Origin of the sequence: Arcobacter peruensis, from assembly GCF_003711085.1 — a bacterium.
In the GTDB taxonomy this organism is placed as follows: domain Bacteria; phylum Campylobacterota; class Campylobacteria; order Campylobacterales; family Arcobacteraceae; genus Poseidonibacter; species Poseidonibacter parvus.
In genome coordinates this window covers 1,797,474-1,824,193 of sequence record NZ_CP032363.1, presented here as the reverse complement: position 1 = coordinate 1,824,193, position 26,720 = coordinate 1,797,474, and the positions used below count along the sequence as shown (strand labels likewise).

The following is a 26,720-nucleotide window of genomic DNA, read 5'->3' as shown; positions in this document are numbered from 1 at the left end:
TCCTTATTTTTTCTTTTCAATACCAAGTTTTTTTCTTTTTTCCCAAAGTGATTTTCTTGAAATCCCTAGTTTTTTAGAAAGTTCTGTATCTGGATATTTTGACTGGTATGATAAAACCATTAATTTAACATAGTCATTAATAGTCATGATATTTGTATTACTCATTAATAAATTCCCATCATTAAACTCTACTTTTCTAAATGGAAAATCATCTTCAGCTTCAAGCGATGAAATAACACAATCTTTATCTTCAATAAGTTTGATTAAATTCTCTTTAGCACTTCTTTTTAGTGAGTGATAATCAGTTAAGTATATAATAGTTTTCTTATCTTCAATAGCATTTAATTGTTTTTGCCAAGTATTGTTTCCAAGTGAAATAAAACTAATTGGTTTATCTAATTTACGAGATAGTTCAAATACTAATTTATCTGCGCATTTTTGTGAGTTTGATTCTATTAATGAAGGAAAAGATGGTGGCAATAAAACATCACTACTATCAATATCTGCCATCATAAAATCAATATATTCACGTAATGTTTGAAGCTCTCTTTTCATAGAACGACACTCTTTATAATGATAAATTTTTCTTACTAATTCATCCATAATAAATGGCTTCATAATATAATCTTTTGCACCATCTTTAATAGGGTTTGTTACAGTTTCATCCGATATATAAGAAACTAATAGAAGTATAATTGATTTTTTCTCACTATATCTTTTAATTATATTCTTACATAAAGGTGCTGGAAGTGAAGTTGAAAGTAATACAATATCGTAATCTTTTGTAAGATTATCAATATTTGGTGATTCTATATAATCACAACTATGTCCATCATCTAATAATCTTGAAACTACTTTTTGTGCTAAATAGATTTCATTTTCTATAATTAATATATTCATTTATTTTTCCAGTTATAATATTTTAAAGTTGCAATACTTTGTACTGCAACACCTTCTTCTCTTCCTATAAAGCCCATTTTTTCTGCTGTTGTTGCTTTTATATTTACGAAGGGTTTTTCAATTCCCAATAGCTTTGAGATAGAATTTTTAATTTCATTTTTATGAGGATTGATTTTTGGTATTTGAGCTATTATTGTTAAATCAACATTTACAATTTCGTAACCTACATTATAAATAAATTCAACAATATTTTTTAATAAAATTTTTGAGTCAATATCTTTAAATTCAGCAGAGGTATCTGGGAAAAACTCACCAATATCTCCTGCTCCGCAAGCACCTAGTAATGCATCTATTAAAGAATGAATTAACACATCACCATCACTATGTGCTTTGAATCCATAATCTGTAGGTAGTTTTATACCACCTAAGAACATATCTCTTTTGTCTTCAAATTGGTGTATATCAAAACCAGTTCCTGTAAAGAAATTATTTGAAGGAGCTTTTAGAGTAGGGAAACTATCTAATTCATCTCCAAAAGTAAGTTTTTTACTTTCAATACTTCCTTTGATATATTTAATACTTCCATTACCTACTTTAATAGCAGAACTATCATCTGTATATTCTATTTTAGTATTCAATGACTCTTTTAATATTTTAGTATTTGAAAGTTGAGGCGTTTGTATTAATTTAACTTTTTCTCTGTTTATTGTTTTATCTTCATAGACTACAGTATCAGAAACATTTAAGACAGGTACTATACAATCAGCATTGTCTTTATTTTCTAATAACTCAATAATTACACTTTTGGGGATACAAGCACGTGCAACATCTGAAATCATAACATGAGATGTTGTTACTTCTTTTAGAGAGTTTACAATAGATTCTTGCCGTGTATTACCACCTTCAATAAAGGTAAAATCATCGCAAAAGTTTTTCATATAGTTTAATTCGTTTTTGTGTGAGCACACAATCACTTTTTCAAATTTTGAGTAAGATGAAAGTTTTCTTGTAACATTAAGCCATAATGGTTCATTCCCAATTCTTAGCCATTGTTTCTTTGTATTATGCTTGAATCTACTAGAATTCCCTGCACATAAGACTATTAAAGTAACATTTTGCAAATATTTCCTTTGTGTAAAAAAGTTACATATTATAGTTGAATGTTACTTAAGCAAAAGTTAAGAGTTATTTTCGATTTCTTCTTTTATAGCATCTAGAGAGTTTAAAAAGTGCTCTAAGTCAAAATCATATTCAACAACTTTTTTCATTGCTATTTCAATAGCTTTATCATTTAATGGGTTCCTTATATCTGCTAGAATTTTTACTATTTCTAATATTTGAACTTTTTTTATAAACTCTTTTGGACAATTTTCTAAATCACCAACAAAACCTATTGAAAAAACTAAATTATGACCCAAAGACCAATTTTTAAATATGTTGGCTGTAATTCTTGCACAAGTAAAACCTGTAAACTCTTTTTCACAAAATGTAATATCATTTTTTTCATCAAGCATTTTTAAAAAATCTTCTGTTTGTTTTTTCTCTTGAATCACTTCTGAAATAACAAACTTACCTGTTTCTTGAAGAAATGCAGGCAATAATAATTCATCTTTTAAATCAAAATCAATACTAGAAATCCAATTATTGACAATTTTTGAAGCTAAGGCACTAGAGTAAATAAAATCTTCAGTAGATACAGCATAAGCACATAGATTTGATTTTAGAGTTTCTTGAATTACACTTCCCATAGCAATAGAAATAGTAAAATTCATACCTAGTAAATGTATTGCACGACTAAGAGTATCAACTTTACTTCTAAAACCAAACATTGAAGAATTAGCTACTCTTAAAATAGTAGTAACCATTAAAGGGTCTTTTTCTATTATTTTTATTAGTTTTTCAGGACTTGAGTTTTCAACTTTCTTAAAATCATCTAATTCTAAGATAGTACTTGGTAAAGGAGGCAGATTATCTATCTTTTCTATTAAGTTCTTCTTCATGCATTTCCTAATTTAAATTCATAACTACTTGTAATCAATAATTATATAGAAAAGAAACTTATATAAGTAACTTTTTTTATTAAGATGTGTATATTTCAATTTCTGGATATGTGTTTTTTAATTTCTCATTTTCTTTTTTTGGCATTACACAAATTGCAGTTGCAAGTGCATCTGCTAATGTAGCGTTGTTTGCTTTCACTGTCACACTTTTTATATAATTTGCACTTGTTCTCGTTTTTGTATCAAATAGATGATGATATCTTTTACTAAACATTGTTCCATATCCACCTGAACTTGCCATTGCTTGGTTATTTAGTTTTAAATAAGGAGTATTTACTAGATATGGTGTTGCAATATTCCAATCTCTTTGTTCGTTATACCCACCAATTGAATTTAGTTCACCTAAATCAACTAAGACATTTGTAAAACCTTTTTGTCTTAAAATAGAAGTGATTTTATCAGTGATATATCCTTGTGCAATACCATTTAAAGTAATTTGTACATTTGGTTTTTTAAAGCTTATTTTATCTTCTTTAATTTGTATATTTTTATAAGATATCAAGTTTTTTGCTTCTTTAATAGCTTTTTTTAATTTATTCTTATTATTGGAATATTTCGCATGAGCCACCCATAATGGCTGAACTGTTACATCAAAAGCACCATTTGTTTTTATAGAAATATCTTCTGCAAATTTTAGAACTTCAACTAGTTCTTTTGGAGGGTTTTTTAAATTCCCATTTTTATTTAATAAACAAATAGATGAGTTTGGAATAAATAAAGAAAAAATATTTTCTAATCTTTTTATTTCATTTATACAAATATCAAGTGTATCTTTAGCATAAAGCTTATTTTTATGAAATAAAGTCATATTAGATTGGGCACCTAAGGCAATTCCACTCCAAGATATTTTTTCTCTTTCATTTGCATTTAAAATATTTGGAGTTAATGAAAAAGCAAGAGAACATGCAGATATTTTTAAAAATTTTCTTCTTGATAATATACTTTTATTTGTTTTATGCATTTTCTTTTCTCCAGTTTTTAATTAACATGTCTTTTTCTTTTTGTGCATCTTTTTTTAGAATTTTGCAAAGATTAGAATCGCTATATATTTGTACGCAATCTAAACATTGAAAACAATCAGCATATTTAATATTTCCACTTTTTTTATCAATAGCCTGATAATTACAAGATTTATGACAATTGTTACATGGGTTACCACACTCAAATCTTCGTGGTAACCAATCAAGTATTTTTAAACGACCCATTAATGATAAAAATGCTCCCAATGGACAGATATATCTACAAAACCCTTTAAATAGGAACATTCCTAAAAATAGCCAAAATAGTGCATATAACACATAAGGTATTTCTCTATCAAAGATTAAAGTAATAGATGTTTTAAAAGGCTCAATTTCTACTAGGTATTCACTAATATTTGGTGCAAAAATTACGGATAAAATTAAACTAGCAAGCACTAGATATTTAATATTTACAAGTTTATCATTTAAATTTTCACTAAATCTAATTCTAGGAAGTTTAAGTAGCCTTCCTAAATAGTGTGAGAACTCTTGAAGTGTCCCATAAGGACATAACCATCCACAAAATGTTCCTCTTCCCCAAATTACCAGTGAAATAAAAACAAAAAACCAAATTATAAGTGAAAATGGGTCATATAATAAAAACATCAAGCTTTGTGAATTTACAATTGCTTTTACTACACCCAAAACAGTAACCATACTAAGTTGACCCTGTCCAAACCAACCTATAAAAAATAGTGTAAATATTAAAAGTATACTTCTTTTATATCTTAAATTTGAAAGTAATGCTTGATATTTATAAAGCATAATAAACAAAATAGTTAAAAAAATTGTAAGAACTATTAACTTTGTTTTTTGTTCATAAATAGAACTAAGCCATAAAGGTGTTTTTTCTTCTTTTTTAGGAATTAAAAAATACTTTTTAGGTAAATCCATAGTAAGTGTTAAATCCTTAACTATAGGAGTTCCATATAAAGTGTCATTTCCTCTAACAATCTTAGTATTTAAAGTCCAAGAACTTGATGGATCAAAATCAAATCTTTTATCAACTTGTAAAATTACATCTTGCTCAAAATTTGGAATATCATCTTTTAAATTTACTTCATAATCTCCATCTCTAATATTTAAAGCAAAACCTTCTTGTTTTATTTCAAGTGTATCAGGAGAAGTATTTCTTACAAACTCTTCTCCTAAAATATCATGTGAACCATTTGCAAGAACAAGTATGGCCTCTTCTGTATCTAGAAGTTGACCATCTAATTCATCTTGTGTTGATTGTTTGATAATATTTCTTGAAAGGGTAGGAATGCTTAAATCAGCTACATATATATCAACAAATAATTCCTTTTCTTCATCTTCATCTAATTCATTAAAATATTCTGTATCAATAAATAATTCTTCTGCTTGTTTTTTTGTGATTTTTATATTTTTTACAAGTTTTTTATCAAGAAGCTCTTGCCATGAGTACTTTTCCAAAAGGTCTTTTTTAGGATTAGAAATAGCTTTAGGTGCAACTCCTGAAAGTTTTTCTTTTGCAATCTTTATTCCAGATGCTAAAATACTATCATTTGCAATTTTTACAGAAGCTGTTGCTTTACTTACTCCGTCAATATGAACAGAGCTACCACTACCATTTCCTCCACCAACTTTTATATTATCTTTTAAAGATTTACCTTTGTATTGATTTAAAAATTCAATAAAAGGAGCAACTCCCAAACCTGAAACAAATACAGGTTCATCTTGTTCCAATAATGTAACATCAAGAAAGTTTCCTTCTGTATCCATTTGCACAAGCATATTCATCTTTCCACCAGAAAAGCCTGCAATTGGCGCTAAATCATGAGTTTCAAAGATATAAGAATGTAAAGTATTATTCTTATCCAAAACTTCCCATAAAGCTAAATTAGTATCTTTCTCACCAAGCTGTAGAGGTTCTTTAAGATAATTACTAATCTGTTCTTTACTCATAGAAGCATTTATGTTGTTAATAGATACAAAAAAAATAAATATAATAAAAAATAAACGAAACATAAAACTCCTTTAGTTTTTTAAGTAAATAAAGAGTATATAATATGAATATAGCTTAAGATTAGCGATAATTAAAAATTTAATTTTTAATTAAGACAATAATTATCCTATTTTAATTATAATACAAAAATATAAAAAATATAAAGGAATTTTTCTATGGCAAATATCGAAGATATTAAAAAAGAATTAGAGAAAGTAAAATATCCTGGTTTTGCAAAATCAATTATTGAATTTGGTTTTGTTAAGGATGTTAAAATAGACGGTGAAAACTGTTTAATTTCTCTTGATATTACATCAAGCGCAAAAGATGTTGAAGAACAATTGACAAAAGATATAAACGCATGTATTAGTGCTATTGGAATGAAAGCAACACTTAATTTCAATAAGCCAGCAGCTCCAAAACAAAGTAGTAATACTGTAAGTGGTAATAACATTGCACCACAAATTAAGAAAATTGTAATGGTAAGTTCAGGAAAAGGTGGAGTTGGGAAATCAACTACAACTGTAAACTTAGCAGTAGCAGCAGCAATGCAAGGTAAAAAAGTTGGTATCTTAGATGCTGATATTTATGGACCAAATATTCCACGTATGATGGGTTTAAATGGTAAAGAAGTAGAAGTAATTGGTGATAAAGCTAAACCTTTAAACGCATACGGTGTTGATGTAATGTCAATGGGTGTTTTAATGGAAGAAGGACAAGCTGTAATCTGGAGAGGTTCTATGATTATGAAAGCTATCCAGCAATTATTAAGAGATATTTTATGGGAAAACTTAGATATCTTATTTATTGATATGCCTCCAGGAACTGGTGATGCACAATTAACTCTAGCTCAAAGTGTACCTGTTGCTGCTGGAATTAATGTTACAACTCCTCAACATGTTGCTCTTGATGATTCAAGAAGATCATTAGATATGTTTGAAAAATTACATATTCCAGTAGCTGGTGTTGTTGAAAATATGAGTGGATTTATTTGTCCATCTTGTAATACTGAATCAGATATCTTTGGAATGGGAACTTGTGATGCATTAGCTGATCAATATAATACTCAAGTATTAGGTTCGTTACCAATTGAGCCTTCTATTAGAGAAGGTGGAGATGCTGGTAAACCAATCGTATATTTTGCACCTGAAAGTGTTTCAGCAAAAAGATATATGGAAGCAGCAGCTAAAGTAATTACTTTTGTTGATTCTATTGATGATGATAGAACTAATGAAGATATTCAACCTACAACACCTCCAGGTGTAAGTGCGTGTTCAACAACAGCTGCTCCTAAAAAAGAGCAATCAAGTGGTGAAAGTTGTGGTACAGGATGTGGTTGTCACTAATTGACAATCATTTATTGAAATAAAAAAAGGGAAGATATTTGATATCTTCCCTTTTTTAATGTATTATTTAAATTAAAATATAACTATTTGGCAGTTCTAGAATTTTTTTCTTCAATTCCAGACATTCCAAAACGTCTAGCTAATTCTTGTTTTACTCTATCAGGGCTTACATTTTTAGATGCAAGTGCAACTAAAACATGGTAAGTAATATCAGCAGCTTCATAAATAATTTCTTCAGTGTCATTATCTTTTATTGCAAAAGTAAATTCGCCTGATTCTTCAACTATTTTCTTAAGCATAGAATTTTCTTCACCTTGAAGAAGTTTTGCCGTATAAGATGTTTTTGGATCATCATTTTTTTTCTCTAATATTGTATGGTATAAAGTATCAATAACTCCGTAAGCTGCTGTTGTATCAACTTCAACAGAAAGTACTTCTTCATTTGTTTTCATACTAGTAAAGAAACATGATTTTCTTCCTGTATGACAAGCAACACCATTTTGTTTAACTTTTAGTAAAATTGTATCATCATCGCAATCAATCATAATATCTAGAACTTCTTGAGTATGTCCAGAACTTTCACCTTTTTTCCAAATTCTTTGCTTACTTCTACTAAAGTAATGAGCAATATTTGTTTCGAGTGTAAGACTTAAAGCCTCTTTATCCATATATGCAAGCATTAAAACTTCATTTGTACTAGCTTCTTGTGTTACAACAGGAATTAAGCCATCCATTTTTTCCCAGTCAATTTTATCTATTTGATTCATTATATAATGCCTTAAAATTTTTTATCAACATCTAGTTTTAATCTATCTATTTGTTTTTTTTCTTTATCTACATCTACATCTAAATTTATTGAAGAATCTTTTTTCCTAATTTCAGAAGGTAGCTCAACTGGTTTATCGTATCTATCTTCTAGTTGATATTTTTCTTCAACTATTTCAGGATTTAGATTTAGTTTTTTTTCTTCTAGTAGATTTGCATTCACAAAAAGTGTAAATAAAAAAATTTTGATTAGTATTAATATTGTAGCTTTTTTCATGATAAGAAAAGAGTAGATTTCTCTACTCTTCCTCCTTATTGGCTAACTGCCGTATCTCTTGATTTATTTTTAGTATCAACCCAAATATTTGGAGTTGAACCACCAGGTGTTAAGAAGATTTTTGCATCCTTATTAACTTTAAGTGCTTCATTAAATTTACCTTGTACATCAATTTGTTGCATATGTAAAAGATTTGGTGTTAAAGATTTTGCAATTGCTTCATTAGCTGCTGCTTGTGCTTTTGCTTCAATAGTAACTGCATCTGCTCTACCTTGTGCTTCAATTCTGTTTGCTTCAGCATCACCAATAGCTTTAGCAGCTCTTTTTTCAGCTTCTTGTTTTGTTCTTAAAACTTCGTATTTTACTCTTTCAGATTCTTGATTTGCAATTTGAACTCTTTCAATTTGCTCTTTAATCTTAGTTGGTAAAACAATTTCTCTTAATTGAACTGATTGTAAAATTACTGGTTGACCATTTAAAGAATTAATATCTTCTTCAATACCAGTTTGAATTTTTACAGCGATTTCATTTCTTTTTGTTGGTAATTCTTCAGCTGTGTAACTTCCTACAACATTTCTTACAACATCTCTTACAACAGGGTTAATAATTTTATCTTCCCAAGAAAGTCCCCAGTTAGCAATTGTATTTGGAGCACCATCTGCTGTTAATCTATATTGAACAGTTAACTCAATTGAAACAGGTAAACCTCTAGCATCAAGAATAGAAATTGCTGGGTTAATTCTAATTCCAGAATCAAATCCACTGATTTCTTCAACTGATTTGTAGTTCATCAATCTTACTTTTGTATCAACTAAGATAACTTTTTGAAATACTGGAATATAGAAATGGAAACCAGGTCTTAATGGCTCTTCTGTATATTTACCTGTAGTTACTTTAATACCCACTTGTCCTGATTCAACAATTACAAAAGGTTTAAATATAAATAAAGCAGCAATAAGTGCAATAATTACATAAATTAATCCTGCTTTTTTACCTAAATTTTTAAAAAATTCAGGTGGCTCAAAAGGAGGTTGATAATTACCACCTCCACCATTATTATTAGATGAATTTCCTCCACCGTTTTGTTGTTGTTTTTTCTTAAAATAGTCGTTATCTATTGGCATAAATATTCCTTAAAATTTTATATTTTATTTATTGGCTTCTTTTGAAGCACAAAAGAGCAAAATAAACTTTGATCTATTGTACTTCAAAAAAATGTTTTAATTAATGTAAGTTAAATCTTTAATGTATTTAGGATTCTTACCTGCAACTACATCAAAATATGCTGTTTGTAAAGCTTCAGTAATTGGACCTCTTTCACCTTTTCCAATAATTCTTGCATCAATATCTCTAATTGGAGTTACTTCAACAGCAGTTCCTGTAAAGAATGCTTCATCTGCAATATAAACTTCTTCTCTTGTTAATCTTCTTCTTACAACTTCATAACCTAAATCTTGTGCTAAATCAATTACAGTAGCTTGTGTGATTGACTCTAATGAGTTATCATTTGGAGGAGTAATAATTACACCATCTCTAACAATAAAGAAACAAGCTCCAGAAGCTTCAGCAATATAACCTTGGTCATCTCTTAATAATGCTTCATCATATCCACATTCAACTGCTTCACCTTTAGCCATTTGAGAGTTTAAGTAATTTGCAACTGCTTTTGCTTTACCCATTCCAGAAGTATTAGAATTTCTAGTCATTGATGCAATTTTTACTCTTACACCTTTTTTCATTCCTTCTTCACCTAAATATGCTCCCCATTCCCATGCAGAAATAGAAACATTTACAGGTGCTTCTTTATGGTAAAGTCCCATAACTCCATAACCTAAATAAACTAATGGTCTTATATAAGCACCTTCAGTTAATTCATTTTTTTGTAATAATTCAATTTGAGCTTTATTTAATTCATCTTCAGTAAAAGGAACATCAATTAATGTCATTTTTGCTGATCTTAAAAGTCTTTTAGTATGTTCTTCTAATTTGAAAATAGCACATCTACCATCATGAGTTTTATATGCTTTTGTACCTTCAATAGCACCATTTCCATAATGAAGTGTATGAGAAAGTACATGAACTTTAGCATCATGCCAAGCTATAAATTCTCCGTCCATCCAAATATATTTTGCTTCAGTCATTGTATAAATTCCTATTAGATTTAATTTAAGATATTATTTTATCTAAGATAATATTAAAAAATGATGGCATAAGATATTTCTTGTGAATTTTATTTGAATTAGCGTGTATTTATGGTATATTATCAAAAAAATTAATAGGGTACAAATCTACAATATGAATTACAAAAATATTATAAAAACAATCTCTTCTTTGACATTAATTCTTCTTTTATCAGGGTGTACACATAAACTTATTACTTATGATAAAGATGGAAATATAATTGAAGATTTAAGCGAAACAAAAACAGAGAAAATAGAAAAAATTATATATAAAAGACCAGCAGTTTCTTTGTTATTAAAAAACAGAATAAGGGATATTTTAAAAGCAATGTCTAAAAATGATTTAATTAAATTAAATCAAGAGTATATCCATCCTTCATTTGGGTTTTACAACTTATATAAAATTGATGGGGCAAAAGTTATTGTTGAGCAAAAAATGATCTATAATATTGTAGATGAAGAAACAGAAGAGATTTCTCATATAATTTCTAGAGTAAAGCCAAAATCTACAAGTTTAAAAATAATTGAAAAAAATGTTAAGTTTGATTGTAGTCCAAATGACGATGCTTTTTATGGATGGAATGATGATGGTTTATTTTTATCAAATAAAAGTGATTTTCCTCTTTTAAAAATGATGAAAAACTATAGTACTTATAAACAAAAAGATTTTCAAAAAGCAGAACAAATCGAAAATACTAGTTATAAAGTTGTTTTAACTCCTGAGTTATCTTTTTATTTAACTTTTATTGATAATAATTGGTATATAACATTAATAGATAGAATTACTACAGATTGTAGTTCACCAGATTACTAAAACTATTTGCAACTAAGTTGCAAATAAGTATAAAATGATAAAATTCTCCTAAAAAAAGGAGAATTATGTCTCTTAAAATTTCAAATATAGCAAAACTTCCAACACAATATGGTAACTTTAAAATACAGTCATTCAAAGAAAATGAACTTGAACACTTTATTATTTTTACAGAAGAATTACCCTTAATTCCTTTTATACGAATTCATTCTGAGTGTTTAACAGGAGATGTTTTTAAAAGTATAAAATGTGATTGTGGAGAACAACTTGATTTTGCAATGAAAAAGATTGCAAAAGAGGGTGGTATGATAATTTATTTAAGACAAGAAGGTAGAGGAATTGGACTTTTCAATAAAGTTAATGCATATGCTTTTCAAGACCATGGCTTTAATACAATTGAAGCAAATGAGAAATTAGGTTTTGAAGCTGATTTAAGAAAATTTGATTTAGTTCCTAAGATATTAAAAGAGTTTAAAATAGATAAAATTAAACTAATGACAAACAATCCACGAAAATTAAGCGCTTTAGAAGATATTGAAATAGTTGAAAGAATTCCAGTCTTAATAAGTTCTTGTGAATATAACTATGAGTATTTAAAAGTAAAAAAAGAAGAGTTAGGTCATCTTTTATAAAGTAAAACCTTTTAAGGTTTTACTTATTATTTGCTATTGTATTTGCAACATGTATTAGGTTTTTTGACCAATTTGTAGCAAGTGGTGTTTCTTTGATAACTTTTATTTTTAATTCATCTGCAATTACTTTTGCACTTTTATCAGAAAATTCACTTTGTGTAAATATTGCTTTTATATTTTCTTTTTTTGCTTCTTCAATAATTCTTTTTAACATTTTAGGTTTAGGCTCTTTCCCTTCAACTTCAATTGGAAATTGAACTAGATTATAATCTTTTGCGAAATATCCCCATGCTGGATGGAAAACCATAAATTTAGAGTCTTTTGGTATTTTAGAAAAAATCTCTTTTATTTTTTTATTTGTTTGATTTATTTCTTCTAAAAAATTATTATAATTATTTAAATAATAATCTTTATTTGAAGCATCAATTTCAACTAAAGTATCATAAATATTTTTTGCCATAATTTTTACATTTTGAGGACTTGTCCAAGTGTGTGGATCTTCTTTATATTTCACTTCTTCTTTATGTTCATCGTGTTCATCATGTTCATCGTGATGTGCATGTTCCTCATGCTTTTTATGTTCATGAGAATCATGCTCATTGTGTTTATCACCATGATGATGATTGTGCTTTTTCATCATTATTCTTTTTATATCTTTTGTCATTTCAACAAATTTCATATTTTTGTTTTGATTCGCAAATTTTTCAAGCCAAGTATCTTCAAATCCAAAACCAATTGGGAAATATACATCAGCCTTTGAAATATGTACCATTTGTGATGGTTTTGGTTCATAAGAGTGAGGATTACTTCCTGGTGTAACCATTGCAACGACATTAATTTTATCTCCACCAATTTTTTCTACAAATGTTTGTTGAGGTAAAATACTAACTACTATATTTGTTTGTGCATAAACAAAATTTACTAATAAAATAAATGGGATTAAAAATCTCATATAATTCTCCTTTTATATTGTGCAACTAAGTTGCATTTGTAGAATGATAATAAATTAATGATATAATAAGTAAAATACAAAATTAAGTAAAATAACAAGGTTTAAATATGAGTCAACAAGAGTTTTGGAATAGTAAATTTTCAAGAGATGGTTTTTTATATGGCACAAAACCAAATGCATTTATCTCTTCTAAAATAAAACTTTTAAGAGATAAATCACAAGTACTATGCTTAGGTGAAGGTGAAGGAAGAAATGCAATATTTTTTGCAAAAAAAGGCTATGAGGTCACAGCTTTAGATGCTTCAGATATTGGATTATCAAAACTTCAACAAAGAGCAACAGAAGAAAATTTGAATATTGATACTTTGTGTTTAGATTTAAATGAATGGGATACAAGTCATAAATATGATGTAATTGTTGCTTCTTATTTACATATGCATAAAGAAGATAGAATATCATTATTTGAAAAAATTGAAGAATCTTTAAATGATGATGGTTACTTTATTGGTGAATTCTTTTCTACAAAACAAATAAACTATTCAAGTGGTGGCCCAAGGGATGAAGACTTACTTTATACTGTTGATGATTTTAAAAAATCTTTTGCCTTATGTGATAAAGAAATATATGAACAAGTTACAATACTTGATGAAGGAAAAGGTCATCAAGGCGAAGCTTGTGTTATTAGAGTAGTAATACAAAAATAGCATATATTAAAAAATCTAATCAATACTCTATTACTAGGGTATTGACCCAATAATCGCTTAACAGAAATTTAACGAAAATTTGAATACACTCCAAATAATTAATAGAAATAAAAAATATAGAAAATAGAGAATAAAATGTTAGAAAAAATACAAAATATTATAAAAGAAAAAGTACTAATAATAGATGGAGCAATGGGAACACAGCTTCAAATATCTGATATCAAAGCAGAAGAGTGGATGTACGAGGGCGTTGATTTAGAAGGTTGTAATGAACTTCTAAATTTAACCGCTCCTCATATCTTACGAAATATTCATGATAATTATGCAAGTGCTGGCTCTAATTTAATTACTACAAATACTTTTGGTTCAATGCCTTGGGTTTTAGATGAATACGATATTCCTCAGACTTCTTATGAATTATCGAAATTAGGAGCACAACTTGCAAAAGAAGCTTGTGTAAAGTATGAAACACCTGATAATCCAAAATTTGTGTTAGGTTCTGTTGGACCTGGTACTAAACTTCCTTCACTTGGACATATAAAATATGATGAAATGTATGAGGGATATAAAATAATGGCTCAAGGGCTTGTTGATGGTGGAACGGACGTTTTCTTACTTGAAACTTGTCAAGATCCTTTACAAATAAAAGCAGCACTTCATGCACTAAATGATGCAGCTCCACAAATTCCAATTATGGTATCAGTAACAATTGAAATGACAGGAACAATGCTAATTGGAACAGATGCACAAACAATTGCAGCTATTATGGCTCCTTTTAATATTTTATCACTTGGTTTTAACTGTGGAACAGGTCCAAAGCAAGTTCATAAACATGTAAAATCATTAAGCGAAGTTTCAAAGTTCCCAATTTCTGTTCATGCAAATGCGGGACTTCCTCAAAATAAAGGTGGAGTTTCTTATTATCCAATGGGACCAGAAGAGTTTACAAAACTACAAAAAGAGTTTTTAGAAATTAATGGGGTTGCATTTTTAGGTGGATGTTGTGGAACAACTCCTGAACATATAAAAGTACTTTCTCAAACAGTTAAAGATATAAAACCTTTAAAACCTTGTGGATTCTTAAAAGCATCATTAGCCTCACTATTTAGTACAGTAACTTTAAAGCAAGAACCTGCACCACTTCTTATAGGTGAACGTTCAAACGCTACAGGTTCAAAAGCCTTTAGAGAATTACTAAAAGCAAATGATTATGAGGGAACTTTAACTGTTGGACAACAACAAGTAAGAGCAGGGGCACATATTATTGATGTATCTGTTGGGTTTGCAGGTCGAGATGAAAGAGAAGATATGGATAAGGTTGTTGAGCTTTATTCTCAAAAAATATCACTTCCTTTAATGCCAGATTCTACACAAATTTATGCACTTGAAGCAGCACTTAAACAAATTGGTGGAAGACCAATTATTAACTCTGTTAACTTAGAGGATGGAGAAGAGAAATTTGATGCTGTTTGTAAGTTAGCTAAAAAGTTTGGAGCTGCTTTAGTATGTCTTACAATTGATGAAGTTGGAATGGCAAAAACTAAAGAAGATAAAATTAGAATTGCTGAGCGTATTTATGACTTATGTGTAAATAGACACGGTTTTGATCCTCATGATTTAGTATTTGATATGCTTACATTTACTATAGGTTCTGGTGATGATGAATATAGAACAGCAGGTATTGAAACACTTGAAGCTATTAGAGAATTCCAAATACTTCATCCTGAAGTTGGAACTACTCTTGGACTTTCAAATATCTCTTTTGGACTTGATATAAAAGCTAGAGCTTATTTAAATTCTATTTACTTAGATTATTGTGTTCAAGCTGGTTTAACATCTGCTATTGTAAATGTAAAGCATATTTTACCTCTTAATAAAATCTCTGAAGCAGATAAAAAAGCTTGTGATGATTTAATCTTTAATAATCAAGAAAGTGGTGATCCTTTATTTGCTTTTATTGAGCACTTTTCAAACGTTGATGATTTAGAAGAACAAAGTGATGAAGAATACCAAAATCTTGAACCTATTGAGAAAGTTAAGAAGTTATTACTTGATGGTGATAAAGATAGATTACTTCCTTTAGTTGAAGAATTAAGACATGATGTAAAACCAGAAATAATAGTAAATGAATGGCTAATTGATGGTATGAAAATCATTGGTGAATTATTTGGTTCTGGACAAATGCAATTACCATTTGTATTGCAAAGTGCAGAAACTATGAAAGCTACAGTTGATGCTTTAAATCCATATTTACCAAAAGAAGAAAAAGCCAGTGAAACTGTAATTGTAGTAGGAACTGTAAAAGGTGATGTTCATGATGTTGGTAAGAACTTAGTTGATATTATTCTTTCAAACAATGGATTTAAAGTTATAAACATTGGGATTAAAGCTGATTTAAACTCTTTCTTAATAGCAGCAAAAGAGCATAAAGCACAAGCTATTGGAATGAGTGGATTACTTGTAAAATCAACTGCTGTTATGAAAGAAAACTTAGAAGAGTTGCAAAAAATGGGTATTGATATTCCAGTTCTTATTGGTGGAGCAGCACTTACAAAAGGCTTTGTAAATGATTTTTGTAGACCAATTTATGACGGACCAATCTTCTATTGTAGAGATGCCTTTGATGGCGTAGTTTCTATGCAAAGAATTGAAGAAGGTGATTTAGAAAATACTGCTTTAGCAGCTGATTTAATTGAAGTAGCAGATACAAGTGATAAAGTTGAAAAGGAAGAGGTTGTAATTCCTCCTTATGAAGAGATATCATTACCACCTAAAGCACCTTTTGTTTTTCCTCCTTTATGGGATAGAATTGGAAAAAGTGGAAGTGCAATAGATAAAGAGTTAGTATTTAAATGGATAAACCATAGAGTTTTATTTAGACAAAGATGGGGATATAAAAGAGGGAAACAAGATAGAGATGCTTTCTTAAAATATGAAGAAGAAACAGTAGAGCCATTATATAGAAAACTAAAAGATGATTTACTCGATAAAGATATCTTTGATCCTATTGCTATATATGCTTATTATCCTTGTATTTCTCATGATAATAAACTTTATATTTTTTCTAAAGAACATTTATTTAACTCTGAAGAAGAAGCTAAAAATGTACCACCTTTGGAAGAAGCTATAAAAGTATTAGAATTCCCTAGACAAAAGAGAAAACCATTTAGATGTATTCCTGATTTCTTTGCAAATGATAGATTAGATGTAGTTGCATTTACACTTGCAAGTGCAGGACTTAAAATATCTGATTATGAAAGAGGGCTTTATGATGAAGGTAAATTTACTGAATATTATCAAGTTCATGGACTTGGAGTTGAGCTAGCTGAAGCTTTAGCTGAGGTACTTCATAAACAAGTTAGACTTGATTTAGATATAGTTGCTAAAGAGGGACATACTTTAAATGATGTTCAAATGAAACAATATACAGGTTGTAGATATTCTCCAGGATATGCAGCTTGTCCAGACTTGGCAATGAATAAAGATTTCTTTGATTTACTTAATCCTGAAGAGTATGGAATTGAATTATCTGAAACATTCCAAATGCATCCAGAGCAAACAACTTGTGCAATAGTTGTGCCTCATAAAGATGCAAACTATTATAATATTTAAAGTTCTTAAACTTTGAGTAATAATGCAAAAGGTCTAGCACTCACATCGCTAGGCGTTTTGATTATGAGTTTAGAATCTCTTTTTGTAAAACTTACAAATATTGATGCACTTACTTTTTGTTTTTATCTTGGTATTTTTATATTTATTTCTATGACATCATTTTTGATTATAAAACAAAAAGACGTAATCAGTAAAATCACAAAAACTTCTTTTCCAATGTTAATAATATGTGCTACTTTAATGGGAAGTTCTAATGTTTTTTTTATTTCAGGACTTAAAAATACAAGTGTTGCAAATGTTGTTTTAATTTTTGGAACAGCAGCACTATTTTCAAGTTTATTTGCTTTTTTGATTTATAAAGAAAGAATCACAAAGAATATAATACTAGCTTCTATTTTTATGATAATTGGTCTTGTTGTAATTTTTATTGATGAATTAAGCTTAGGAGGGATGAAAGGAAATCTTTTTGCTCTTTTATCAGTTTGTACTTTCTCTTTAGCTTTTGTATTTTTAGTAAGATATAAAAATATTAGTCGTGTAGTATTAACAGCATGTCTTGGAATTAGCATGAGTATTATTTCATTAATTTTTAGCGATACCTTAAATATTGATTTAAGAACATTAGGAATTATTGCAATTATGGGATTGTTTATAACACCAGTTGCAAGAGTTTTAATGGGTAATGGTACAAAATATATAAATGCTAGTGAAGTTACACTTTTAATGATTATTGAAACAGTTATGGCACCTGTTTGGGTTTGGTTGTTTTTAAATGAAATACCAAGTTCAAATACTTTTATTGGTGGTTTTATAATAGTATTTACATTAATTATAAATTCATTGTATACTTTGAGAAAAGGAAATATAAAATGACACAAATCGACTTTTATGAAGCAAAACTTGCTTTTGAAATTGATTCTTGGGATCTTAATGATGCCATAAGTAAAAATAGTAATACAGTTGTAATAGATGCAAGAGCTGTTGACGCTTATAATTTAGAGCATATTCCAAATGCTATAAATATTCCACATAAAACAATGAATGAAGAAAGTACAAAGCATTTAGATAAAAACAAAAACTATGTTACATATTGTGATGGAATTGGATGTAATGCTTCAACAAAAGGAGCTTTAAACATGTCTAAGTTAGGCTTTAAAACAAAAGAATTATTAGGTGGTCTGGACTGGTGGATTAGAGATGGTTATAAAACTTCTGGTAAAAATGCAAAAGCTGCTACAAATATTTCTTGTGGATGTAACTAGTTTACATGAATAAAACTTTTACGAAAGTCTTTATTCATAAAAAACTTCCTTTTTTAGAATTAAGATACTCTAATTCTAATGCACATTATAAAAAACATTTTCATGATACTTTTTCTATTGGTGTAAATAAAAAAGGTACTAGTATTTATCAAAATAGAAATAAGTCTTATATTCTAAAAAAAGAAATGAATTGCTAAAATTCTTTTTAGATTTCTTTTCATTAAATTTAAGAAAAAAAAGAAGAAAGAATAGTTGATGAAAAATTTTATGAAATTCAAGAGTTTATAAATGAAAACTTTCAAGAAAATATATCTTTAGAAGATTTATCAAAAGAGTTTAATCTAAATCCTTTTTATATTATCAGGCTTTTTAAGTCACAGATGAACTTAACTCCACATTCTTACCTTTTAAATGTAAGAATTAATAAAGCAAAAGAGTATTTAAAAAAAGGTTATTCAATTTCTGAGGTTGCTCAAGAATCAGGATTTTTTGACCAAAGTCATCTTCATAGGAACTTTTTAAAGATTGTAGCAAATACACCTAATGAATATAGACTCAATTTTGTACAATAATATATTTTTGAATTACTTTATACTTTAAAAAAATTAGGAGTATAAATGACACTTACAATATTAATTGCTATGCTTAGTTTTTCTTTAGCTATGTCAATATCACCAGGTCCTGTAAATATATTAATACTTTCATCTAGTATTAATAATGGATTTCTAAAAACTTTTGCTTTTATTAGTGGAGCTACTATTGGTTTTACACTATTATTAATTTTTGTTAGTTTTGGTTTAAGTACAATTTTACTTGATTATCCGGACTTCTTAAAATATTTAGGTTTATTTGGAGCTTTATTTATAATATTTATGGGATATAAAATTGCATCTTCAACTCCAGATATTGAAATAAAAGATGATATAAAATACTTGAAGTTTTATGAAGGCTTTTTACTACAGTGGCTAAATCCAAAAGCATGGATAGCTTCAGTTTCTGGAACTTCTATGTTTTCAATTAATCAAAGCAGCTTACTCATTTTTGTTGTAATATATTTTATTGTTTGCTATTTAAGTCTTAGTTCTTGGGGACTTTTAGGTCAAAAAGCAAAAGCTTTATTAAACACAAACTCTAGATTAAAAGTATTTAATATTTTTATGGGAAGTATATTAATCTTTTCTGCTTTATCTTTAATTGTCATTAACTTTTCTAAATAGATAAACTATTATTTACTTTCATTTACTTTATATTCATAAATGATTTAAGGAAGTGGATTACTATGTCAAATAATAATTTGGCGGAGAATAAGAATGAGTAATGTAATAGAATATTTTTTAAAGAATTCACGTCTTAACTATACACTTTTAATTTTTATATTAATTATGGGGATTTTTTCTTATATAAAAATACCAAAAGAGATGTTTCCAACTGTTACTTTAGATAGTATTCAAGTTAGTGGAAGTTATAGTGGAGCAAGTGCTGATAATCTAAATAATTTTGCAGTAATAGAAATAGAAAATCAAATAGATACAATTTCAGGTATTGAAGAAGTTAAATCAACTATTAGAAATGGAAGCTTTACTATAGATGTCAAGTGCAAAGGTAAAATACACCAGTAGTGCAAAGTAAAAGTGCACCACTTTATTAATAGAAATAAATACAATAAACTCTAAATAAAATATTTGGAGTTGGTATGATTGATAAAGAGGAATTTACCGTGATACATACTTTACATAAAAGAGGATATAGTATAAGAGCTATATCAAAAATAGTTGGATTGAATAGAAGAACAGTTTCAAAACGATTAAAAGAAAATGAATTAAAATCTTATAAAAATATTCAGTATAAATCAAAATTAGATCCATATAAAGAATATATAATTTCCAGAGTACAACAAGCTTTACCAGATAATATTCCATCAAGTGTAATATATGAAGAGATAAAGAAATATGGATATGATGGAAAAGTGAGAATATTACAAACATTTTTAAGTTCATTAAAAATAGATTCAGCTCCAGAAGAAGTAATAAGATTTGAGACAAAGCCATCTTATCAAGCACAAGTTGATTGGACATTTATAAGAACAGGGAAAAATCCTGTATATGGCTTTGTTATGGTATTAGGATTTAGTAGAATGGCATTTGTATATTTTACAGATAATATGAGACAAGAGACTTGGCAAGATTGCCATGTTAAAGCATTTGAATACTTTGGTGGAGTTCCACAAACACTTCTCTATGATAATTTAAAATCAGTAGTAATACAAAGAGATAAATATGGGAAAAATCAACATGGATTTAATAATGATTTTTTAGAGTTTGCAAAAGATAATTTTATTCCAAAATTATGTAAAGTTTATCGTGCACAAACTAAAGGAAAAGTGGAAAGATTTAATCTATATTTAAAACGTAACTTCTATGTACCACTAAAAGCTGCTTTAAAAGGTAGTCAAATACAAATAGATTGTGATTTACTAAATAATAAAATATTTAGTTGGTTAGAAATGGCAAACTCAAGAATCCATGATACAACAAAGAAAAAGCCAATTGATCTGTTTAAAGAAGAGAAACATTTGTTACAGCCATTTTACTCAAGTGTAAAAGAAGTAAAAAATAAACAAGAAGATAATCATATAACTAACAGTATAAATTTAGAGAAACTAAATATAGATATAAAATATCATACAACAATTTCAGATTATGAAAAAGTGTTAGGAGTCTCGTATGCTACTGCATGAATCAATTAATGAATATTGTTCAAAGTTTAAACTTCCTGGTATTTTAGAACAGTATCAACACTTAGCAGATACAGCTTCAAAAGAGAAAATGTCTTATAGTGAATATCTACATAAATTATTAGAGTTTGAAAATATAGGAAGAGAACAAAGAAGTAAAGATATGCTTTTAAAAATAGCAGGGTTGCCTAAAATAAAAACAATTGATAGCTTCGATTATAAATCTTCATCAGTTGATAAAACACTAATAAATGAGCTTCTAACTTTTAGATTTATAGATGAATTTAAAAATATTTTACTATTTGGCCCAAGTGGAGTTGGAAAAACACATTTGGCAAGTGCAATAGCATATGCAGCAACACAAAAAAGAATAAAAACTAAATTTATATCTGCAAGCAATTTAATTATACAACTTGAAAGTGCACAATCTCAAAATAAACTTGATAACTACTTTAAAAGAGTTATAGGTACTCCAAGACTTTTAGTTATTGATGAGTTTGGATATGTAAAGTTCAATGAAAATCAAGCTAATTTATTTTTTCAAATAATTAATAAAAAATATGAATTAGGATCAATAATAATTACATCAAATTTATCATTTACAAAATGGAAGGAGGTACTCAATAATGATGAAGCATTAACAACAGCAATATTAGATAGATTAATTCATCACTCACATTTAATAAATGTTACAGGTGAAAGCTATAGATTGAAACAAAAAAGGGAAGCTGGATTGTTAGATATTTCTAATAAATAGGTGTTACAAAGTGGTGCACTTTTGCACTGCATATTGGTGCATTTTTGGATTGCACTTGACAATAGAAGTTGAACTCCAAGATGGAGTTGATAAACAAACTGTACAAGATGAGATTAGTGATGCCGTAAGTTCAGCAAAGCAATATCTTCCAAGTGATATGACAGAGCCTACTGTTTCAAGTGTACAAAGACAAAAATCACTTTTAAATGTTTCTATATCTTCACAAAATAAAACAAAAGCTCAAATATTAAAAATAGCAGAAACTATAAAAACAAAACTATATCAAGTACCAAGTATTAGTGAGATTATGATATTTGGGGATAGTGATTTACAAATAGATTTTTACTTAGATCATAAAAAGATAAATATGTATGGATTGCAAAGTGATTCTGTTATATCAGCCTTACAAAATTTATCTTATATCTATCCTGTTGGTCAAATTGAACAAGTTGGAAATCATATCTACTTAACTGCTAATAATAACAAATTTGATAAGAAAATTTGGGAAAATACAATTATAAAAGTAAATGATAAAAAAGTTTACTTAAAAGATATTGCTAATATTTCAATTGATTATCCCTTAGATGAGACAATATCAAGATTGAATGGAAAAACTACTGTATCTCTTAATGTATATAAAAATGATGAAGGTGATTCAATAGCTGTTGCAAACACTATTCAAGATATTTTAGAAAAATATGAAAAATCAAGTTCTGATTTAACTATTGATATTACAAGAGATTCATCAGGCCCTGTTGATGATAGAATAAAAACAATCATCTCAAATATTACTTTAGGTCTTATCTTAGTAGGACTTGCTATGCACGTACTTATTTCTACAAGATTATCTTTAGTAATTGTAATGGGAATACCCTTTTCTTTTATTTTAGGTCTTTTAATAATCGAAGCTATGGGATATAGTTTAAATATGATTTCTCTTATGGCTATTCTTATGTCACTTGGAATTGTAGTGGATGATGCGATTATTGTAAGTGAAAATATTCAAAGGCATCTTGATGAAGGGGCTGACATTAATGATGCTGTCTTAAATGGTGCAAAAGAGATGATTGCACCTGTATTAATAGCAGCATTTACAACGATATTTGCTTTTTTACCAATGCTTTTAATTAGTGGTGAATTTGGAATTTTGATGATGCTTGTACCAATAGTTGTTTCTGTACTTATTTTTGCATCTTTGATTGAATCATTTATCTTTTTACCTCTTCATGCAAAACATCTTTTAAAAAGAAAAGATAAAATGCTTGATTGGACAAAAGCATATAATTTTTATGAAAGTATCTTACATAAAATAATCCATTATAAAAAAACTTTTTTGATGATGTTTTTTATAACTGTTCCATTAATTACATATTTTCTAATCAGTCAAAGTAGATTTCAAATGATGCCTGATATGGTTTCTAGAAATGTAACACTATCTTTTAAACTTGATGAATCAAAATCACTAGAAGAGACAGATATTATCACTAAAAAGTATGAAGAAATTCTTTTGAAAAATTCAAAAGATTTATTTATAAAAAATATTGATTCAACTGTTGGAAGATTTACAAATGTTGCAAGTTCAAGTGAAACAATTGAAAATGGTTTTACCTTATCTTTAGAACTTGAAGATGCAAAAGAAGATGATTTTTTAAATAGATATATAAATCCAGTATTAAACTTTAGTTTTGATTTTGAACAAAAAAGTAAGATAAGAACAACTTCTACAAATGAAGCAATGGAACAAATAAGAGAGCTTGTAACTGCTCAAACAAAAGAAGACAAAGTTGTAGAGTTCAATGTAGTTACAAGTAGAATTGGTATCGTAAGAACTGATATTGAGCTAAAACTAAGCAGTGATAATAAAACAGCTTTACTAGAAGGTATTAATACTTTAAAAAGTGCAATTAGTAAAATGAAAGGTACAAAAGATATTGCGGATGATACACAACTTGGTGATTGGGAATATAAATTTTCACTAAATAATTATGCAATGAATTTAGGACTTACAGATAAAGAAATAGCAACACAGATTACAAACTATTTTATGGAAAAAGACCAAGGTGATACTTTTAATAAAGATGGAGTAATTAATATAAAAACTCAATCTGTTTATAAAGATAGTTTAGATGAATTAAAACACTTTTTAATAGCAATTGATGATACAAAAGTTGAACTGTCACAACTTGTTGATTTTAAAATTGAGCGAAACTTTGAAAAAATTGAAAAAGAAGATGGTTTAATACAGAAAAAAGTATTTGCAAATATAGATACTAAAATTACAAGTGCAAATGAAGTAATAAAACAGCTTGACGCAACAATTAAAGAGATTGAAAAATCAGGAGTTACTATAGGATTTGGAGGTGAGAGAGAAAAAAGTTCTCAAATGGCAAGTGATATGTTAAAAGCTTTTATGGTTGGTCTATTTTTAATATTTTTAACACTACTTATAAATTTCCCATCTTTTAAAAGTGCATTTATTATACTTTCTGTTATTCCCTTTACCGTTTTTGGGGCTGTTTTAGGACACTTTATTATGGGAATAAATCTAAATTCCCAATCATTTATAGGAATGCTAGGACTTGCTGGTGTTGTTATTAATGATGGAATTATTATGTTAGATTTCTTACACGATACAAAAAATAGAAAAGAGTTTTTTGTGAAAGCAAAACAAAGAGTAAGACCTATCTTAATCACATCAATTACGACAATCTTAGGACTTTCAACTTTAATATTCTTCCCAACAGGAGAATCTGTAATGCTTCAACCAATTGCAATTTCATTAGGATTTGGGATTGCATGGGGAACTATTTTAAACCTAATATATGTACCTGCTTTATACGCAACTTTATTTAAAATCAAGGATTAATTATGAAAAAATATTTACTTTTACTAATAACACCACTAATAGTTTTTGCACAATCATATATGGCAAAAGTTGAGCCTTATGATAGCTTTACAATATATGCACAAACATCAGGACAAATTACAACTCTTGATAAAAATGATGAAACGAAAGTTGTAAGTAAAACAATTATCAAGCTTGATTCATCTTTAGAAGAAAAAGAATTAGCAATTTATAATAAGCAACTAAGTTTATATAAAAAGAAGCTAAGTATTCTAAATGCTAGTTATAAAAAATATATAACTATTAGAGGTAAAAGTCAGTCTGATAAAGATGATAAATTATATGATTTAATTGAATTTCAAATTTCTATTGAATCATTAAAATTAGATATTAAAACTATTCAAGACACTTTAAAGAAAAAAACTATTGCAGTTAAGAATAAATATATAAAGCAGTTTAACGTTAATCTTGGAGATTATGTAACAGCAGGTACTGAACTTGCAAGTGCTTATGATATTAGTAAATCAAAAGCTATCGTTTATATAAGTGATGATGATTACAGTGATATTGAAAATAAAAAAGTACTAATTAATGGAAAAGAAGGTTTAGCAAAGATTGAAAAAGTAGATAAAACTTTAGATGAAACTTTTGTATCAGCACATAAAGTTACTATTACTTTAGATGATAATAATTTTGGAAAAGTTTTAAAAGTGGAGTTTGTAAAATGAAACAATTATCAAAATTAACACTATTGAGTTTAATTCCTCTACTTGCTTTTTCAAGTGAGCAAACAAGTCAAGTCTTATCAGATACAAAACAAGAGATAATTGAACTAAAGCAAAAACAAATTGAACAAAAAGAACAATATAATAAATATGATTGGCTTTCAGATATTAATTTAAATGGAAGTATAAAAAAAGATCAAGACTCGGATACTACAAGAGATTTTAACCTATCAATTTCTCAAGATATATATAAATTTGGAGGAATTACTTCACAAATTGATTATGCAAAACAGTTAAAAAAAATGGAAAGTCTTAGCTTGAGTATTAGTACAAAAGAGGATTTAGATACTATTTTTTCTACTTTACTTGATGCAAAAATAAATGAAATTAATTTAGAACAAAATAAACTAAATGTTTTAAACAGCGAAATTGATATAAGAAGTAAAAAATCTGAATATAAAGCAGGCGAGCTTGGCATTAGTGATTTAAATGATGCCATCATGACAAAAAATACATTAAGTGATACTCAAAAAGAATTAGCTTTAGCAAAGTTAGTAAATATCAATACAATAAAAAAATACACAAGTAAAAACTATAAAAATATAGAAATACCAAGTGTAAAATTAATGAGTAAGGAAATATATTTACAAAATGCAACATCAATAAACTATATAAAAGTAGAAAATGAAGTGAATAATTCATTATATGAGATTAAAAAAAGTGATTATTTACCATCTTTAGCTGTTACAGGACAATATGGATATCAAGATAGCTCAACTATTGATGGTGATGATTATTATAATTATGGCTTAAATTTATCTATGCCCCTTAGTTACACTTCATCAAATGATATTGAGCAAACTAGACTTGATTACTTAATTAGTAAAAAAGAGTTAAATGATGAAAAAGTGAGTAGTGAAACTACTTATGATGAAAAAGTCTTAACTATTAAAAGTTATGAAGAGCGAATTTTATTGGCTCAAAATGATATTAAATTATATGATGAACTTTTAGAGGTAAATGAAGAAGAGTATAAAGCTGGGTACAAAACAATTGATGATGTTGATACAATTAGAAATTCTAAAATGATTCGAGCTTTAGATATAAAATTATATAAATTGAATATCCAAAAACAAATTTTAGAATTATATTTTAACATATAAAGGAAGTAAA

The 26,720-nt window shown here is 27.8% G+C and carries 26 protein-coding genes; 16 read left to right on the top strand and 10 right to left on the bottom strand.

What is annotated here, in order from left to right; all coding sequences use genetic code 11:
* Positions 1 to 3: 3 nt before the first annotated feature.
* The 5 genes from D3Z07_RS09230 to D3Z07_RS09210 all read right to left on the bottom strand — a co-directional run bounded on the left by D3Z07_RS09230 (position 4) and on the right by D3Z07_RS09210 (position 5,968).
* Entirely contained in the window at positions 4 to 900 is an 897-nt protein-coding gene (locus D3Z07_RS09230) for a DNA-binding transcriptional response regulator (protein WP_122893707.1), read from the bottom strand.
* On the bottom strand, positions 897 to 2,021 hold the full coding sequence (locus D3Z07_RS09225; RefSeq protein WP_122893706.1) for a bifunctional 2-C-methyl-D-erythritol 4-phosphate cytidylyltransferase/2-C-methyl-D-erythritol 2,4-cyclodiphosphate synthase: 1,125 nt from the start codon (positions 2,019 to 2,021) through the stop codon (positions 897 to 899). Before D3Z07_RS09225 ends, D3Z07_RS09230 begins: the two co-directional genes overlap by 4 nt.
* A gap of 57 nt (positions 2,022 to 2,078) precedes the next feature.
* Positions 2,079 to 2,900, bottom strand: a complete 822-nt coding sequence (locus tag D3Z07_RS09220) for an HDOD domain-containing protein (protein WP_122893705.1) — start codon at positions 2,898 to 2,900, stop codon at positions 2,079 to 2,081.
* A gap of 79 nt (positions 2,901 to 2,979) precedes the next feature.
* The gene (locus tag D3Z07_RS09215; RefSeq protein WP_122893704.1) at positions 2,980 to 3,921 is read right to left on the bottom strand and encodes an FAD:protein FMN transferase; all 942 of its coding nucleotides are present in this window, start codon (positions 3,919 to 3,921) and stop codon (positions 2,980 to 2,982) included.
* On the bottom strand, positions 3,914 to 5,968 hold the full coding sequence (locus D3Z07_RS09210; RefSeq protein ID WP_122893703.1) for a 4Fe-4S binding protein: 2,055 nt from the start codon (positions 5,966 to 5,968) through the stop codon (positions 3,914 to 3,916). The genes D3Z07_RS09215 and D3Z07_RS09210 overlap by 8 nt, the downstream gene beginning before the upstream one ends.
* A gap of 153 nt (positions 5,969 to 6,121) precedes the next feature.
* Between D3Z07_RS09210 and D3Z07_RS09205 the strand changes: the two genes are divergently transcribed.
* A complete protein-coding gene (locus D3Z07_RS09205) occupies positions 6,122 to 7,291 on the top strand; it encodes an Mrp/NBP35 family ATP-binding protein (RefSeq protein WP_122893702.1) in 1,170 nt (389 codons plus the stop codon).
* An 83-nt stretch (positions 7,292 to 7,374) separates the two neighbouring features.
* Here the strand turns inward: D3Z07_RS09205 and hisIE are convergent, their stop codons facing one another.
* The 4 genes from hisIE to D3Z07_RS09185 form a co-directional block, all read right to left on the bottom strand.
* Complete coding sequence (gene hisIE / locus D3Z07_RS09200; RefSeq protein WP_122893701.1) at positions 7,375 to 8,058, bottom strand: bifunctional phosphoribosyl-AMP cyclohydrolase/phosphoribosyl-ATP diphosphatase HisIE; 684 nt, start codon at positions 8,056 to 8,058, stop codon at positions 7,375 to 7,377.
* 11 nt (positions 8,059 to 8,069) lie between these two features.
* Complete coding sequence (locus D3Z07_RS09195) at positions 8,070 to 8,333, bottom strand: hypothetical protein (RefSeq protein WP_122893700.1); 264 nt, start codon at positions 8,331 to 8,333, stop codon at positions 8,070 to 8,072.
* Positions 8,334 to 8,368: 35 nt separating this feature from the next.
* Entirely contained in the window at positions 8,369 to 9,457 is a 1,089-nt protein-coding gene (locus tag D3Z07_RS09190) for a prohibitin family protein (protein ID WP_122893699.1), read from the bottom strand.
* A 96-nt stretch (positions 9,458 to 9,553) separates the two neighbouring features.
* Positions 9,554 to 10,474 (bottom strand): branched-chain amino acid transaminase, encoded by a 921-nt coding sequence (locus tag D3Z07_RS09185; protein ID WP_122893698.1) that lies wholly within the window; start codon positions 10,472 to 10,474, stop codon positions 9,554 to 9,556.
* Between the two features lie 154 nt (positions 10,475 to 10,628).
* On the opposite strand from D3Z07_RS09185, the gene D3Z07_RS09180 reads away from it, so the two are divergent.
* Both D3Z07_RS09180 and ribA read left to right on the top strand, forming a co-directional pair.
* Positions 10,629 to 11,327, top strand: a complete 699-nt coding sequence (locus tag D3Z07_RS09180; RefSeq protein WP_122893697.1) for a hypothetical protein — start codon at positions 10,629 to 10,631, stop codon at positions 11,325 to 11,327.
* A 65-nt stretch (positions 11,328 to 11,392) separates the two neighbouring features.
* Positions 11,393 to 11,956, top strand: coding sequence for a GTP cyclohydrolase II (gene ribA / locus D3Z07_RS09175; protein ID WP_122893696.1), 564 nt, complete (start codon positions 11,393 to 11,395; stop codon positions 11,954 to 11,956).
* A 19-nt stretch (positions 11,957 to 11,975) separates the two neighbouring features.
* Here ribA and D3Z07_RS09170 read toward each other — a convergent pair whose 3' ends face one another.
* Positions 11,976 to 12,908 (bottom strand): metal ABC transporter solute-binding protein, Zn/Mn family, encoded by a 933-nt coding sequence (locus D3Z07_RS09170; protein ID WP_122893695.1) that lies wholly within the window; start codon positions 12,906 to 12,908, stop codon positions 11,976 to 11,978.
* 107 nt (positions 12,909 to 13,015) lie between these two features.
* On the opposite strand from D3Z07_RS09170, the gene D3Z07_RS09165 reads away from it, so the two are divergent.
* The 13 genes from D3Z07_RS09165 (at position 13,016) to D3Z07_RS09110 (ending at position 26,710) form a co-directional block, all read left to right on the top strand.
* Positions 13,016 to 13,612, top strand: coding sequence for a class I SAM-dependent methyltransferase (locus tag D3Z07_RS09165; RefSeq protein WP_122893694.1), 597 nt, complete (start codon positions 13,016 to 13,018; stop codon positions 13,610 to 13,612).
* A gap of 135 nt (positions 13,613 to 13,747) precedes the next feature.
* On the top strand, positions 13,748 to 17,224 hold the full coding sequence (metH, locus tag D3Z07_RS09160) for a methionine synthase (protein ID WP_122893693.1): 3,477 nt from the start codon (positions 13,748 to 13,750) through the stop codon (positions 17,222 to 17,224).
* A 12-nt stretch (positions 17,225 to 17,236) separates the two neighbouring features.
* Positions 17,237 to 18,097 carry a DMT family transporter gene (locus D3Z07_RS09155; RefSeq protein ID WP_122893692.1) on the top strand — a complete coding sequence of 287 codons (861 nt, stop codon included), beginning with the start codon at positions 17,237 to 17,239 and terminating at the stop codon, positions 18,095 to 18,097.
* Positions 18,094 to 18,486 carry a rhodanese-like domain-containing protein gene (locus D3Z07_RS09150; RefSeq protein WP_122893691.1) on the top strand — a complete coding sequence of 131 codons (393 nt, stop codon included), beginning with the start codon at positions 18,094 to 18,096 and terminating at the stop codon, positions 18,484 to 18,486. The genes D3Z07_RS09155 and D3Z07_RS09150 overlap by 4 nt, the downstream gene beginning before the upstream one ends.
* 5 nt (positions 18,487 to 18,491) lie before the next feature.
* Positions 18,492 to 18,683, top strand: coding sequence for a hypothetical protein (locus tag D3Z07_RS14245; RefSeq protein ID WP_228200537.1), 192 nt, complete (start codon positions 18,492 to 18,494; stop codon positions 18,681 to 18,683).
* Positions 18,684 to 18,734: 51 nt separating this feature from the next.
* Positions 18,735 to 19,058, top strand: coding sequence for a helix-turn-helix transcriptional regulator (locus D3Z07_RS14240; protein WP_322898850.1), 324 nt, complete (start codon positions 18,735 to 18,737; stop codon positions 19,056 to 19,058).
* 45 nt (positions 19,059 to 19,103) lie between these two features.
* The gene (locus tag D3Z07_RS09140; protein WP_122893690.1) at positions 19,104 to 19,703 is read left to right on the top strand and encodes a LysE family translocator; all 600 of its coding nucleotides are present in this window, start codon (positions 19,104 to 19,106) and stop codon (positions 19,701 to 19,703) included.
* A 93-nt stretch (positions 19,704 to 19,796) separates the two neighbouring features.
* Entirely contained in the window at positions 19,797 to 20,105 is a 309-nt protein-coding gene (locus D3Z07_RS09135) for an efflux RND transporter permease subunit (protein WP_122893689.1), read from the top strand.
* 74 nt (positions 20,106 to 20,179) lie between these two features.
* A complete protein-coding gene (istA, locus tag D3Z07_RS09130) occupies positions 20,180 to 21,223 on the top strand; it encodes an IS21 family transposase (protein WP_122893688.1) in 1,044 nt (347 codons plus the stop codon).
* A complete protein-coding gene (istB, locus tag D3Z07_RS09125; RefSeq protein ID WP_122893687.1) occupies positions 21,210 to 21,977 on the top strand; it encodes an IS21-like element helper ATPase IstB in 768 nt (255 codons plus the stop codon). Before istA ends, istB begins: the two co-directional genes overlap by 14 nt.
* A 55-nt stretch (positions 21,978 to 22,032) precedes the next feature.
* A complete protein-coding gene (locus D3Z07_RS09120) occupies positions 22,033 to 24,843 on the top strand; it encodes an efflux RND transporter permease subunit (protein WP_228200536.1) in 2,811 nt (936 codons plus the stop codon).
* A 2-nt stretch (positions 24,844 to 24,845) separates the two neighbouring features.
* Positions 24,846 to 25,550: an HlyD family efflux transporter periplasmic adaptor subunit gene (locus tag D3Z07_RS09115; RefSeq protein ID WP_122893685.1), complete on the top strand. Its 705-nt coding sequence runs from the start codon at positions 24,846 to 24,848 to the stop codon at positions 25,548 to 25,550.
* Positions 25,547 to 26,710 carry a TolC family protein gene (locus D3Z07_RS09110; protein WP_076083142.1) on the top strand — a complete coding sequence of 388 codons (1,164 nt, stop codon included), beginning with the start codon at positions 25,547 to 25,549 and terminating at the stop codon, positions 26,708 to 26,710. The genes D3Z07_RS09115 and D3Z07_RS09110 overlap by 4 nt, the downstream gene beginning before the upstream one ends.
* Positions 26,711 to 26,720 lie beyond the last annotated feature (10 nt).